Consider the following 14381-nt stretch of genomic DNA (forward strand, 5'->3'; position numbering starts at 1 on the left):
ATTAACAGAATTAAAAGACGGTTTTTATACCGTCTTTTTTATTTTTGTACCCTACCTTATAGCATGAAAAAAGTATTTGTTTTAGTCGTTTTATTTATACTTCCCATTGTTGCCTATTTATTTTTTGCCTCGGGTATAAATAATTTTGGAAAGCTTCCCATTCTTACGGAAAAGGTATCCGATATTTCCATTATAGATCCGGCATATACCCTACAGGATAAAATTACCATACTTGGTTTTTTGGGTGAGAATGTAGAGCTTAAAAAAGGGAATGCCTTTAATCTGAACCAAAAAATATATAAGCCTTTCTACGAATTCAACGATTTTCAATTCGTCATGGTCATGCCCAAGGGCACAGAGGCAAAGGTGGAGGAATTGAAAAAAGATTTAGGAAGTCTGGGGGATATTTCCAAATGGAAGTTTATCTATGGGGAACCAGAGGAAATAAAGTCCATGTTCGCCAGCTTACAAACAGATCTCACACTAGAGGACAACCTGAGTACATCTTTTGTTTTTATTGTGGATAAGGATAAAAGCCTAAGAGGAAGAAAGGACGATGAAGGCAATGGCACCAAATATGGCTTTAATACCTCTTCAGTGGCCGATCTGAACAATAAGATGGAGGATGACGTAAAAATCATTTTTGCGGAATATCGCATGGCCTTAAAGAAGAACAATGCCGAAAGAAGCAACTAATGAAGAATAAATACACATATGTTTGGGTTTCATTGATTGTGTTGATTTTCGGGATTATTTTTATTCCTAGGATCGTAGACCGTATACAGAGTGGTTCTATTGTGGAGAACGACCGCATGAACGTAAAGAACAACAGCGGAGCCTTGTCGTATATCGAATTTAATGGCGAAAAAAGAAAGGTGCCTTCATTTTCATTGGTCAACCAAGATAGCCTAGTCATCACAGAAAAAGATTATAGGGGCAAAGTGTATGTGGTAGAATTTTTCTTCACTACCTGTCCGAGTATTTGTCCGATAATGAACAAAAATTTGGTGGAGATTCAGGAAGAATTTAAAGATTTTCAAAATTTTGGAGTGGCTTCGTTTACCATTAATCCAGAGTACGACACCCCGACGGTTTTGAAGAAGTATGCCGAATCCTATGGGATAACTAATATAGATTGGCATTTGTTGACCGGTAGTCATGAAGAAATCTACGACTTGGCCAATAACGGCTTCAATATTTTTGCGGCCCAAACACCCAATGCCCCTGGAGGTTTTGAACATTCGGGACTTTTTGCCTTGATTGATAAAAAAGGGTTTATCAGGTCCCGGGTCGATGACTTTGGAAACCCAATTATTTATTACAGGGGGACTATCTCTGAATCTGAAGGTCAGAACGAACAGGGAGAAAAAGAACAGATTGCGATTTTAAAAGAGGATATTAAAAAATTATTGGAAGAATAGGATGGATGCCATTGCTTTAAAAGAGAAGAAATTTAATAAACTTATCACCTTGGTTTCCGTGGTGATCCCAGTAGTGGTTGCTATCTTGTTTGGGGTAAAATTGCCGAATGTGGAGCCACTTTCCTTTTTGCCGCCAATTTATGCGGCTACAAATGGGCTTACTGCCCTTTTGTTGATAGTTGCAGTCTGGGCCATAAAAAATGGAAAGAGAACGTTGCACCAGAATCTAATGACCACATGTATTGCATTGTCCTTGGCGTTCTTGGTCATGTACGTGGCCTATCATATGACCTCGGACTCCACAACCTTTGGAGGGGAAGGATGGATCAAATGGGTTTATTATTTTATACTGGTCACACATATCATTTTGTCCATAGCCATTATTCCTTTGGTATTGAGAACCTATGCCAGAGCTTATTTGAAGAAGTTTGAAGCACATAGAAAATTGGCAAAGATTACCTTTCCAATATGGCTTTATGTAGCTGTTACAGGGGTGGTAGTCTATTTGATGATTTCCCCTTACTATATTCAATAATCTAAAGTACGAATTTTGAAAAATAAAAGCATCCTAGTTGTTCTAACCCTCTTAGCAGTCTTTCTGCCACAATTTATGGAGGCCCAATGTGCCATGTGTCGGGCAGTCTTGGAGAGCGAGGCCGATACCTCTGCTGCGGAAGGGATCAATAACGGGATAGTCTACCTTATGGCGGTTCCCTATATTTTGGTAGCAGGCTTATTTTATTTCATCTATAGAAAGATGAGAACTTAGGGCGGTTAGAGCCTATTTAAGATACTAGCATTTCCAATGAATGCCTTCAACAATCACTCAATGTTGTCAGTTTCATTTACGCAACTTTAGTTGCTATCCCAGCACCTTTTACCACTCCTATTTTTTCCCCTCTCCAGGTAATACGCGATCATGAAGATCAGGAGACTTACCTAAAACGTAGTTCTAAAGTTTGTCCTTTTCATTAATCACCTGTAGCACGCCGCTAATTTGTAATTAGGATGCATTTTCTTTTAACAGGAAAGTCTCCAAAAAATAAAGAAATAGTCCATTTAAAAATATTTTGGACAAAAAGTTGTAACAAAAAGCAATCTTCCTAGTCTTATCAGCGTACCTAATCGAAAACATCCAATTCAATTTTGTTATGATAGAAATTAAAGATCTTCATAAATCCTATAAGATGGGAAGCAATTCCCTCCATGTATTAAAAGGTATTAATTTTTCCGTTGAAGAAGGAGAGTTGGTAGCAATCATGGGTTCTTCGGGATCAGGTAAATCAACCTTATTGAATATTCTGGGAATGTTGGATGAATTGGATAAAGGTTCCTATACTTTAGATGGTGTACCTATTGTAAATCTTAACGAAACCAAGGCAGCCAATTATCGAAACAAATTTCTGGGCTTTGTATTTCAGTCCTTCAACCTAATCAATTATAAAACAGCTCTTGAAAATGTTGCCCTGCCCCTTTACTACCAAAAGGTAGGAAGGAAAGAACGACAAGAAAAGGCTTTGAAATATTTGGAACAGGTAGGTCTAAAGGAATGGGCAGGGCATCTTCCCAATGAGCTTTCTGGTGGACAAAAACAGCGTGTGGCCATTGCACGGGCTATGGCGGCCGAACCCAAAGTATTGTTGGCAGATGAGCCAACGGGTGCACTGGACAGTAAAACGTCTTATGAAGTAATGGATCTTATCCAAAAAATTAACGACAAGGGAAATACCATCTTAATCGTTACGCATGAACCTGATATTGCCAATATGTGCAAGCGTATCGTTCATTTGAAGGATGGGATAATTCTGGAAGATAAAAGGGTTGAACAAGTAAGAGCGTCGCAATATGTTTAGTAGGGACAATTGGAAAGAAATTTTCCAGACGATTCAAAAGAATAAACTGAGGACATTTTTGTCCGGGTTTACCGTTGCACTGGGTATTTTCATCTTCGTTGTTCTCTTTGGTTTCGGAAACGGACTGATCAACACCTTTGATGAATTTTTTGGGGACGATGCCACCAATGTATTTTTTGTATTTCCAGGACGGACCACAAAACCATACAAGGGCTTCAAGGCAAATAGGCAAATAGAATTTGAAAATAGCGATTTAGCTGATATAGAAAAGAATTTTCCAATGTTCCTGGAGTATACCACCCCAAGGATTTCTAGAAGTAGCTTGGTAAAATATAAGAATGAATCCAATAACTATTCCAATAGAGCTGTAGGTCCTGCACATCAGTTTGCAGAAAAGACGATCATGATGAAGGGTAGGTACATCAACGAAGCTGATGTCACCAATAGAACTAAATATGCTGTTATCGGAAGATTGGTAGAAAAGGATCTATTTGGTACGGATAATTCCATAGGCAACTATATTGACATAGGCGGTAGTGCATTTATGGTCATTGGAGTTTTTCAGGACGAGGGTGGAGACAATGAGGAAAGGACCATATATATACCGTACACCACAAGACAGCTTATTGAGAAGAATACAGATAAGATAGATCAAATTATTGTTGGGTTTAGACCGGAAATTGGATATGTCGGGGCGATGGCCTTTGATAGGAGTCTGACAAGGTTCATTAAGGATAAGAAAAATATCAGTCCAGATGACGAGAGCGGAATTTTTATCAGAAATATTGCCGATCAGTTAAAACAAAACCAACAATTCGCAAGGGTTTTACAGATAATTGTGGCCTTTGTGGCCTTCGGGACCATTATTGCCGGAATTATAGGGATCAGTAATATTATGGTTTTCGTGGTCAAGGAGCGAACCAAGGAACTGGGAATCAGAAAGGCATTGGGAGCTACTCCTAAGTCAGTCATTGGCACCATTTTGTTGGAGTCCGTATTTATTACTACGGTATCGGGCTTCATAGGAATGATCTTGGGAATTGCCATATTGGGATCCCTTGGAGATACCTTAAAAGATTATTTTATTACCAATCCATTTATCAATTTAACCATGGCCATTACAGCCACTATAGTATTGATTTTCTTTGGTGCACTTGCAGGTTATTTACCTGCCAAAAGAGCGGCCGATATAAAACCAATTGTAGCTTTAAGAGACGAATAACATGCGATTTATATTTGACAGAAATACATGGCAGGAAATATACGGTTCTATAAGTAAGAACAAGACCCGTACCATCATTACGGTGGTTGGTGTTTTGTGGGGTATTTTTATTTATATCGTATTGTCCGGTGCGGCAAAGGGGTTGGACAATGGTTTTGAAAAACAATTTGAAAATGTGGCCATGAACAGTATGTTCGCTTGGGCGCAAAGTACAAGCATGCCTTATAAAGGATTTAAAACCGGAAGGCAGTTGCAACTAAAACTACAGGATGTAACCGTGCTAGAAAATAGGGTTCCAGAGATACAATATATTGCCCCAAGAAACGTAAAGGGTATTTTTGGCAGCGGTCCTGCGCAGATTATTAGAGGTACCAAGTCTGGGAATTATGCGGTTTATGGGGATTATCCTGTATTGACAAAAATAGCCACTAAGAAGATATATGATGGGGGCAGGTTCATCAATGATGAGGATATAGACCAGGCACGAAAGGTCTGTGTCATTGGAGAACGTACCCAAAAAGAGATATTTGAAAAAGGAGAGGATCCTATAGGAGGATTTATTAGGATCGATAATGTGTTCTTTCAAGTAGTAGGTGTGCACAAATTTACACCTGGTGGTGGGTTCGAAAGTGATTCGGATATCTATATCCCGTTCAGTACTTTTAAAAAATTGTACAATACCGGTGAAGATGTTTCTTGGTTGACCATTGCAGCGTATGACGATGCAGATGTGATTCAGGTAGAAAAAGACGTGAAAGCCCTCCTTAAAACCATTCACAATGTGAATCCCAAGGACGAAAGGGCTTTTGGTTCCTTTAATCTGGGAGAGATTTTTAATAGAATTGTGGGATTTGCGGAAGGCCTGACCTTTTTATCCCTGGTAGTGGGAATAGCTACTATACTGGCTGGGGTCATAGGAATTGGAAATATTCTTTTGATCTCCGTTAAGGAAAGAACCAAAGAATTGGGGGTTAGACGGGCTTTGGGTGCAACACCACGAGAGGTACGCGCCCTTATTATATTGGAGTCGGTGCTATTGACCATGATTGCTGGAGTTATCGGTATCATATTGGGAGCAGGAGTGTTGAGCATAATCAACGGTTTAACGCAGGATACAGATTTCCCCTATGCCAACCCAACAGTGCCCATCCCTTATGTTCTAGGGGCCTTGGCAATAATGGTCATCCTAGGAACATTGATCGGGTTGATACCTGCCCAACGTGCCGTAAGCATAAAACCAATTGACGCATTAAGAGAAGAATAAACTAAACTATATCATTAAATAAAGACGATCAAAATGAACAAAATTCTAAAATACGTATTGATAGGAGTCGTAGTGTTGGGAGCATTATGGGCTGCAGCATTTTTCGTAAAAACGAATAGCAAATCTGCCATTACATATGAAACAAAAAATCCTTTTACCGCCAATGTGGAAAAGAAAACTGTGGCCACGGGAAAGGTAGTGCCCGAGGATGAGGTTCAGATTAAACCTCAAGTTTCAGGTATTATCGATAAGATATATCTAAAAGAAGGTGCTAAAGTGAAGGCAGGAGATTTGATCGCAAAAATTAAGGTGGTTCCCAATGAGCAATCTTTAAACCAAGCCAAGGGACGTGTAAAGAATGCAGAAATTGCATTGAATAACACCAAAATTGAATACGATAGAAATAAAATACTATTTGATAAAGGGGTTGTTTCCAGTCAGGATTTTAATTCACAACAACTTCGGTATGACCAAGCTAAATTGGAATTGCAAAATGCACAATCCGATTATCAGATCATCCGTGTTGGATCTGCTGGAGGCTCAGCAACCGCCAATACAAACATTAGAGCCTTGGTATCGGGAACTATATTGGAGATCCCAGTAAAAGAAGGGGATCAAGTGATCCAAAGTAACAATTTCAATGACGGAACCACCATTGCTACCATTGCGGATTTAAGTATCATGATCTTTGAAGGAAAGGTAGATGAAGGGGAAGTTGGAAAGTTGCAATTGGGGATGCCGCTAAAGATTAGTTTGGGCGCCATCAATGATAAGGAATTTGATGCCAAACTTAGGTTTATTGCACCAAAAGGTGTGGAAGAATCTGGAGCAGTTCAGTTTAAGATTGAAGGGGATGTGACCGTTGAGGACGACTTTTTAATTCGTGCTGGTTATAGTGCAAATGCGTCCCTTGTTTTGGAGAAAAAAGACAGCGTTATGGTGATTCCGGAAGCCTTGTTGCAATTTGATAAAACTACAGATGAGCCCTATGTGGAAATCTTAACGGGCGACCAGAAATTTGAGCGTAAAGATGTTAAAATAGGAATTTCGGACGGTGTCAATGTAGAAATTGTAGAAGGGATTACCAAGGATGACAAAGTAAAGATTTGGAACAAGACAGAGCCTATTAAGAAGGGAACTGAGGAAGACGAAGAAAAAAACTAAACTAGTTCAATCATCAAAAACAGTTACCAATGAAAATTAAGTTTATAATAGTTTTGGTTCTTTTTTCAATAGGATCGGTTACGGCACAAATGAAGAAATGGACGTTACAAGAGTGTGTCGATTACGCCTACGAGAATAATTTGAGTATTGAGCAGTTTGAATTGGATTTGGAAAGTATAAAACTCGATAAATCGGATGCCATTGGAGGTTTTCTTCCAAGTTTAAGTGCCTCTTCCACTTTATCTGGAAATACTGGATTATCCTTTGACCCTACCAACAATCAGCCTGTAACCACAACCATTGTTACGGCGTCTGGTGGATTGTCATCTTCCGCAGTTCTTTTTGACGGCCTAAGAAACATCCATAGACTGAACCGTGCCAAGCTTGCAGCCCTTGCCAGCCAGTATAGATTGGAAGATTTAAAAGACGATATTGGATTGTCTGTAGCCAATGGATACTTGCAAATATTATTGAACAAGGAATCTCTTGTAGTTTTTAAGGCACAGTATGCTGTTACGGAACAAGATTTAAAACGCACCAAAGAGTTGGTAGAATCGGGCGTGGTGCCTATGGGCGATTTATTGGAGGTAGAAGCAACAGCTGCTACTCAGGAGCAACAAATTGTAAATGCGGAGAACCTTGTGTTTATTTCCCGTATTAATTTGGCCCAGTTACTGCAGATCACGGATTACGATAATTTTGATATCGTGGACCAAGAATTTATGGTGCCGCCATCCAATATATTGGACAATTCTCCTAAGACTATTTTTGATAAGGCACTTACCTTCAGGAATGATATTAAGTTAGCCGAATCTAATGTAGATGTTGCGGAGAAAGATTTAGACATTGCCAAGGGTGCGCTTTATCCTACGTTAAGAGGTTTTTTTAACTATAATACGAGATACTCGGATCAGCCGTCATTTGATCCCGTTACCAACACGTTTATGACCACAAGTTTTGGGGATCAATTATGGATGAACGATGGTATCTCTTATGGTGCCCAGTTAAGCATTCCTATATTCAATGGCTTTAGTGTGAAGAACAATATCAAAAGGTCAGAAATTAATGTTGACAGGTCAAGGCTTCAATTAGAGCAGGACAAATTGGCCTTGGAAGCAAATGTGAACCAAGCGTATGCTGATGTCAAAAATTCTTATAAGTCCTATGAGGCTGCTCAAAAGACGTTAGAAGCTAGAAAAACGGCCTATGAGTATACAAGGGAACGTTTTGAGGTAGGATTGATGAATGCCTTCGATTTTAGCCAGTCACAAGCTAGGGTAGATAATGCAGAGGCAGATTTGATACGTACAAAATATGACTATATTTTTAGATTGAAGGTATTAGAGTTTTATTTTGGTATTCCTATAACCGTAAACTAAAGTATATTTGTTGCCATTATGGCTTTGATATTAAATTTAGAAACCGCGACAACAAATTGTTCGGTATGTTTGGCAAAAGATGGGAAGGTAATAGCTATCAAAGAATTTGATAGTGCCAATTACTCCCATGCAGAACAATTACATAATTTTATAAAGGAAGTCTTGAAAAAGGCTTCCTTTTCATTGCAAGATATAGATGCCGTAGCCGTAAGCAAGGGTCCTGGGTCTTATACCGGACTGCGTATTGGTGTTTCAGCAGCTAAAGGGTTGTGTTTTTCTTTGGATGTACCGCTTATTTCCATCCCTACCCTTGAGAGTATGGCCCATCAGCTTGTGGTGCCAGAGGGTCATCTGATTATTCCCGTTTTAGATGCCCGAAGGATGGAGGTTTATTCTGCTGTTTATAGCCGTGATCTAAAGGAGATAAGGGCTACAGAAGCTGAGATCATCAATGAGGATTCATTTAAGGAATATACAGACACCCACACCCTTCATATAATGGGCAGTGGAGCGGAGAAGTGCAAAGGAGTCTTAAACCACCCCAATATTGTATTGGATACAACAGTTGTTCCTTCTGCTAGGGAGATGGCACAATTGTCCCAAAAAAAATTCGAAGCAAGCGACTTTGAAAATGTCGCCTACTTCGAACCGTATTATTTAAAAGATTTTGTTTTGCAGAAGAAAAAGGCCTAGGCCTTGTGAATAACTCTTTGTGGGAATGGAATTTCAATCCCAGCCGCATCAAATCTAGATTTAGTTTCTTCCATTACATGAAAGTGCGCCTCCCAGAAATCTGGATTGTTTGCCCAAAAACGGAGTGAAAGGTTTACGGAACTGTCCGCCAAAGCATCTACATAAACCACTGGGGCCGGATCCTTAAGGATCTTATCGTTCTCGGCACAGATCTGAAGTAATATTTCTTTCGCTTCCTTAATATTGGAACCATACCCAATACCCATGGTAATCTTATCACGCCTTGTGTCCTGTGCATTGTAATTGATAATGTTGTTATTGGACAATTGCCCATTGGGAATTATGGCAATCTGGTTTCCAAAGGTGCTCAGTTTAGTAGTGAAAATAGAAATTTCTGTAACTGTACCGTCCACACCTTGAGCAGAAATGAAATCTCCTACTTTAAAAGGTTTAAAGATCAGAATCAGTACCCCACCGGCGAAGTTCGCCAAGGAACCTTGAAGTGCCAAACCAACGGCAAGTCCGGCGGCACCCACAATGGCTACCAATGAGGATGATTGTACACCCAATTGTGTGATCACAAGGACAAACAGCAGGAATTTCAAAACAATGCTGATAAAGCTTTGCAGGAAGTGTTCCAGGGCCAAATCAAATTCTTGTTTTTCAAAGAATTTTCGGACCAATTTGTTAATCATTTTAACTACCCAGAGTCCTATAAAAAGGATCAGAACTGCTGCGATTATATTAGGCAAGAATTCAATCGCCCATTGGGTGAAATCGTCTACGTATTTTTCAACTTTCTCTATTTCTATCATATACTTTTTCTAAAATTTTAACAAAAAAACAAAAAATAGGGTCGCCTATCAAGTTTATGGGCTTAAAGTACTGTTAATCCTCACTTATAGCACTCATCTGTAACAAAGTTTCTTCAATGGTATGGACCGGTAATTTACAACTACCTTCTTGGCAGATATAAATAGGTGTGGCACCTTCCACAAATCTATTTTGTAATAATAGTAGGTCGTTTGTGGGTATATTGCTTCCGGCAACAAGAGCCTGTGGCAAATAATGGGCATTTAGTTCTTTTGCTCTTGCATCAGATTCATCGCCTACAATAGCGATTTCATAGAAGTTTAGTTGGTGGTAAAGGACCAAATGAAGCCAATTGGCATGTCCCTGGGCATTTTTGGTAAAATTTTCTTGGACGTTTAAGAGCATTTGTTGGGCAAGATCACCATAGCCTTCAATGGGAAAGAGTTTTCCAATTTTAAACAAACAATGCGCCATGATGCTATTGGATGCTGGAATGACGTTATCAGCAACTTCTAAGGTTCTTCTAATTACATAGGCATCGCTTTTTGCGGTAAAAAAGAAGAGCGCACTTTCTTCATCATAAAAATTAGTGATACAAAAGTCCAAAAGTTCTTTTGCTTTTAAGAGCCAGTGCTCATCAAATGTAACCTCATAAAGTGCAAAAAGTGCTTCTATTACCGATACGTAATCTTCGAGAAATCCATTTATGGAACTTGTTCCATTTTTATGGTTGTGAAATAATCCGCCTTCTTCATTGGTTAAATGATTCAAAATAAAATTGGCATTCTTGACGGCCAAATCCAAATAGTCATCATTTTGAAGATATCTATACGCATCTACCAATCCTTTTAGCATCAGGCCGTTCCATGAGGTCAGGATCTTGTCATCCAATCTGGGTCGGTTTCTTTTTTTCCTTTCTTTTTTTAGAAAATCCTTACACGCTTCTATGGTCGCATTTAATTGCGCAATGGTTATTGTATGCTTCGCCGCAATTTCCTTGTCAGGAGCATCCTTTATGAGGACATAGTTCCCATGCTCCCAATGTCCATAGTCGTTTATGTTGTAATAGTCCTTAAAGATTTTGAATTGATCCCCTAACAAATTCTCCAATTCAGGAACCGTCCAAACATAATAGGCTCCTTCCTCCAGCTTGTTTTCAGTGTTTAAACTATCGGCATCCAAAGAAGAATAAAACCCATAGTTTGGTGCCATAAGCTCTGTTGTAATAAAATCGATCGTTTCTTTTACCGTCTTCTTATAGAGGGTCTTTTTTGTGGTTGCATAGGCTTGTGCATATAAACTGACCATTTGCCCGTTGTCATAGAGCATTTTTTCAAAATGGGGAACATGCCATTTAGTGTCCACGGCATACCTGGAAAATCCACCACCTATATGATCAAAGATCCCCCCATTTGCCATGCGTGTCAGGGTTACATTCACATAGTCCTTTATAGCCTGGTCATTTCCTATAGTGGCATAGTGCAAAAGAAAATCTAGGTTGCAAGGCATCATAAATTTAGGGGCACGTTTATGTCCGCCTAAAAAAGTATCAAAATAGGAGGACCATTGTACTATGGCCTCATCCAATTGTTCCATTGAAAATATAGGAGCTCCTTCATTTTTTTCAACCAGGTTGATGGTGCGGATTCCTTCGGCCAAATTCTCGGCATAGGCTATGACCTTCTTGGGTTCCTTCTGATACAGGTCGGCAAGTTGTTGCAGTACTGTTATCCAATCCTGTTTTTTTACATAGGTGGCCCCCCAAAAGGGCCTGCCATCGGGCAGGGTGACAACATTTAGAGGCCATCCACCACTTCCGGTCATCATTTGCAGGGCGTCCATATAAATATGGTCAATGTCCGGGCGTTCCTCTCTATCTATCTTAATACAAATAAAGTGCTCATTCATTACGTCAGCCACAGTTTCATCCTCGAAACATTCGTGCTCCATGACATGGCACCAATGGCATGCGGCATAACCAATGCTTACCAATACCAATTTGTTTTCCCTTTTTGCACGTGCCATGAGGTCTTGGCTCCATGCTTCCCAATGTACAGGATTGTGGGCATGCTGCAACAGATAGGGGCTGCTCTCGTGAATAAGGTTATTGGTGTGTTTGTGGGTCATGTTAAATGGATATAGTTAAACTAGAAGTGACTTCTTTGAGCTTATGAAGGTACAAAAGAGGGCCCTAATGGACATAAAAAAAGCGCCCTTAAGAGGCGCTTTAATTTAAATTTTATTGAAAAGTTATCCAACTTCAAAGGTAATCTTGACGTTTACGCGATAATTATCCATTTTCCCGTCTTTTACTGTGGCACTTTGTTCATTGATATAAACAGAACGGATGTTTTTAACAGATTTTGAAGCTTCACTAACGGCATTCTTTGCGGCATCTTCCCAGCTTTTATCTGAGTTTGCCAATATTTCAATAACTTTTAGAACTGACATAATGAATAGTTTTAGAGTTTCCTTAAATGTAGAAAATCTTATCCATCAATTCAAGTTTTTGATGGGTCATTATCCGTTTAAAGCTACTACCTGTTCAATTTTATCTCCCATCATATTTTTTAACATGTTCTCAATACCATTCTTTAAAGTAAAGGTAGAAGAGGGACAGCCGCTACATGCTCCCTGAAGAACAACGTTTACAGTTTTGGTCTCCTCATCATACGATTTGAAAAGGATATTACCACCATCACTGGCTACTGCAGGCTTCACATATTCTTCTAAGATATCAATTATTTTTTTTGAAGTGTCGTCCAAACTATCGGAATGCACTTGACTCGAGGGTGCTTCTGCCTTTTGTTTGGCAACACTGTTGGCTGAGACCACTTCTTTGCCATCGGCAATGAAATTCCGGATATATTCCCTTATTTCCAAAGTGATTTCATTCCAATCGGCAACTTCATATTTGGTAACGGATACATAGTTTTCGTCAAAGAAGACCTCTTTGACAAAAGGAAATTTAAATAGTTCGGTGGCCAAAGCGGAGTCCTTGGCTTCGTCAATATTTTTAAATTCAAAAGCGGTGGGTACTAACAATTTATTGGCAACAAAGCGCATCGCCGCCGGATTTGGGGTGTTTTCTGCGTAAACCGTCGCTGGCACCTTCTTTTCGTCTTGTTCTTCATGAACAATAGGAGCGCCACTGTTCAGGTATTCCACGATTTGCTGCGCCACTTCATCCCTTACATCTGACCATTGAACAATATCATAGCGTTCCAAAGCAATAAAATTACCTGAGATATAAACGGTTTTTACAAATGGAAGGTAGAAAAGTTGTTGTGCCAAAGGTGAATTCTTTGCCTGATCTATATCCTTGAACTCATAATTGTTGTTCTTGGTTATAAAATGATTAGTCTCAAACTTTAGTATGTGTGGGTTGGTTGTTTCGTATATAGTGATAGTGTATTCTTTCATGGGAATAAAATTTTACGCAAAAGTACAAAGGATTTCCTATTTAAACCACTTTATACTAATGTAGTATTTCAACCGTTATATTTAATATTTGAACGGTTTATACAATCTTTACCCCATATTCTAGATGAAACGACTCCTTTTAGCTTTATTGGCTTCTTTTGCACTTGGTTCACCAGCCATTGCACAGGAAGGGATCCCAGTTTATTTTGACTACCTAGCAGATAATTATTATTTGGTATACCCTTCTATGGCAGGTATCAGTGATGGAGGTAAAATAAGGCTAACGGCCAGAAAACAGTGGTTCAATGTTGAGGAAGCTCCCAGCCTTCAAACTTTTAATGCCAATTTTAGAGTTGGTGAAAATAGTGGTTTGGGTGGTATCCTTTTTAATGATTCCAACGGCTACCACTCCCAAACAGGTTTTAAAGGAACTTATGCCCATCACCTCAAATTAGGCGGTGATGAGCGTTTTTTGAACCAATTATCCTTTGGTGCAAGTGTAGGTGTAATACTCAGTAGTCTTGATGAAACTGAATTTAGGTCCATCATCCCTGATCCAGTGATTACAGGGGTTAAAAATACGGCGGCCTATTTTAATGTGGACTTTGGTTTTTCCTATAATTTTCTGGAATTCTATGCGCATACGGCAGTATTGAACGCCTTGGGCAGTGGGCGCGATCTGTACACTGCAAACGAATTTGATAACCTTAGAAGGTATTTGTTTTCTGTTGGGTACGTATTTGGAAAAGGCGAAATACAATTGGAGCCGTCCATGTTATTTCAGATGACCGATTTTACGAAAGAAAAAACAGTTGATATCAACGCCAAGGTTTATAAAAGCGTTCCTTTTGGTACCATTTGGGGCGGACTTTCCTATAGAAGAAGTTTTGATGGGGCACAATTTCAGACCAACGGTAGCTTTGGAGAACAACGCTTACAATTAGTAACCCCTATAGTGGGCGCTAATATAGGTCAGTTTTTGGTATCCTATAACTACTCCTATCAGATGGGTGATATTAGGTTTGACAATGGAGGTTTCCACCAGATTACCCTTGGGTACGACTTTGGCCAAACAGAAAAAAGGTACGATTGTAAATGTCCTGCGGTCAATTAAAAAACAAGCTTATCGCATAAATACCATAAGCTTGA

At 39.4% G+C, this 14381-nt stretch carries 15 protein-coding genes; 11 read left to right on the forward strand and 4 right to left on the reverse strand.

Going from position 1 to position 14381, the window contains the following annotated elements:
• Positions 1 to 63 precede the first annotated feature (63 nt).
• The 10 genes from SB49_RS14780 (at position 64) to tsaB (ending at position 8996) form a co-directional block, all read left to right on the forward strand.
• Entirely contained in the window at positions 64 to 696 is a 633-nt protein-coding gene (locus SB49_RS14780; protein WP_062058148.1) for a hypothetical protein, read from the forward strand.
• A complete protein-coding gene (locus tag SB49_RS14785) occupies positions 696 to 1421 on the forward strand; it encodes an SCO family protein (protein ID WP_062058151.1) in 726 nt (241 codons plus the stop codon). Before SB49_RS14780 ends, SB49_RS14785 begins: the two co-directional genes overlap by 1 nt.
• 1 nt (position 1422) lies before the next feature.
• Complete coding sequence (locus SB49_RS14790; RefSeq protein ID WP_062058154.1) at positions 1423 to 1956, forward strand: DUF420 domain-containing protein; 534 nt, start codon at positions 1423 to 1425, stop codon at positions 1954 to 1956.
• A 15-nt stretch (positions 1957 to 1971) separates the two neighbouring features.
• Complete coding sequence (locus tag SB49_RS14795) at positions 1972 to 2190, forward strand: hypothetical protein (protein WP_062058157.1); 219 nt, start codon at positions 1972 to 1974, stop codon at positions 2188 to 2190.
• 382 nt (positions 2191 to 2572) lie between these two features.
• The gene (locus tag SB49_RS14800; RefSeq protein ID WP_062058161.1) at positions 2573 to 3274 is read left to right on the forward strand and encodes an ABC transporter ATP-binding protein; all 702 of its coding nucleotides are present in this window, start codon (positions 2573 to 2575) and stop codon (positions 3272 to 3274) included.
• Positions 3267 to 4496: an ABC transporter permease gene (locus tag SB49_RS14805; RefSeq protein ID WP_062058164.1), complete on the forward strand. Its 1230-nt coding sequence runs from the start codon at positions 3267 to 3269 to the stop codon at positions 4494 to 4496. Before SB49_RS14800 ends, SB49_RS14805 begins: the two co-directional genes overlap by 8 nt.
• A gap of 1 nt (position 4497) precedes the next feature.
• The gene (locus tag SB49_RS14810) at positions 4498 to 5760 is read left to right on the forward strand and encodes an ABC transporter permease (RefSeq protein ID WP_062058167.1); all 1263 of its coding nucleotides are present in this window, start codon (positions 4498 to 4500) and stop codon (positions 5758 to 5760) included.
• Between the two features lie 33 nt (positions 5761 to 5793).
• Positions 5794 to 6924, forward strand: a complete 1131-nt coding sequence (locus SB49_RS14815) for an efflux RND transporter periplasmic adaptor subunit (RefSeq protein ID WP_062058171.1) — start codon at positions 5794 to 5796, stop codon at positions 6922 to 6924.
• A 29-nt stretch (positions 6925 to 6953) separates the two neighbouring features.
• Positions 6954 to 8303: a TolC family protein gene (locus tag SB49_RS14820; RefSeq protein ID WP_062058174.1), complete on the forward strand. Its 1350-nt coding sequence runs from the start codon at positions 6954 to 6956 to the stop codon at positions 8301 to 8303.
• 18 nt (positions 8304 to 8321) lie between these two features.
• A complete protein-coding gene (gene tsaB / locus SB49_RS14825) occupies positions 8322 to 8996 on the forward strand; it encodes a tRNA (adenosine(37)-N6)-threonylcarbamoyltransferase complex dimerization subunit type 1 TsaB (protein ID WP_062058177.1) in 675 nt (224 codons plus the stop codon).
• Here tsaB and SB49_RS14830 read toward each other — a convergent pair.
• From SB49_RS14830 to SB49_RS14845, 4 genes are all read right to left on the reverse strand, one after another.
• The gene (locus SB49_RS14830) at positions 8993 to 9811 is read right to left on the reverse strand and encodes a mechanosensitive ion channel family protein (protein WP_062058179.1); all 819 of its coding nucleotides are present in this window, start codon (positions 9809 to 9811) and stop codon (positions 8993 to 8995) included. The genes tsaB and SB49_RS14830 overlap by 4 nt on opposite strands.
• A 73-nt stretch (positions 9812 to 9884) precedes the next feature.
• Positions 9885 to 11936: a thioredoxin domain-containing protein gene (locus tag SB49_RS14835; protein ID WP_062058182.1), complete on the reverse strand. Its 2052-nt coding sequence runs from the start codon at positions 11934 to 11936 to the stop codon at positions 9885 to 9887.
• Between the two features lie 123 nt (positions 11937 to 12059).
• Positions 12060 to 12260 carry a dodecin family protein gene (locus SB49_RS14840; RefSeq protein WP_062058185.1) on the reverse strand — a complete coding sequence of 67 codons (201 nt, stop codon included), beginning with the start codon at positions 12258 to 12260 and terminating at the stop codon, positions 12060 to 12062.
• A gap of 69 nt (positions 12261 to 12329) precedes the next feature.
• Complete coding sequence (locus SB49_RS14845; RefSeq protein WP_062058188.1) at positions 12330 to 13232, reverse strand: NifU family protein; 903 nt, start codon at positions 13230 to 13232, stop codon at positions 12330 to 12332.
• A gap of 124 nt (positions 13233 to 13356) precedes the next feature.
• Between SB49_RS14845 and SB49_RS14850 the strand changes: the two genes are divergently transcribed.
• Positions 13357 to 14346, forward strand: coding sequence for a PorP/SprF family type IX secretion system membrane protein (locus SB49_RS14850; protein WP_062058190.1), 990 nt, complete (start codon positions 13357 to 13359; stop codon positions 14344 to 14346).
• Positions 14347 to 14381 lie beyond the last annotated feature (35 nt).

Origin of the sequence: Sediminicola sp. YIK13 (genome assembly GCF_001430825.1) — a bacterium.
Lineage (GTDB): Bacteria > Bacteroidota > Bacteroidia > Flavobacteriales > Flavobacteriaceae > Sediminicola.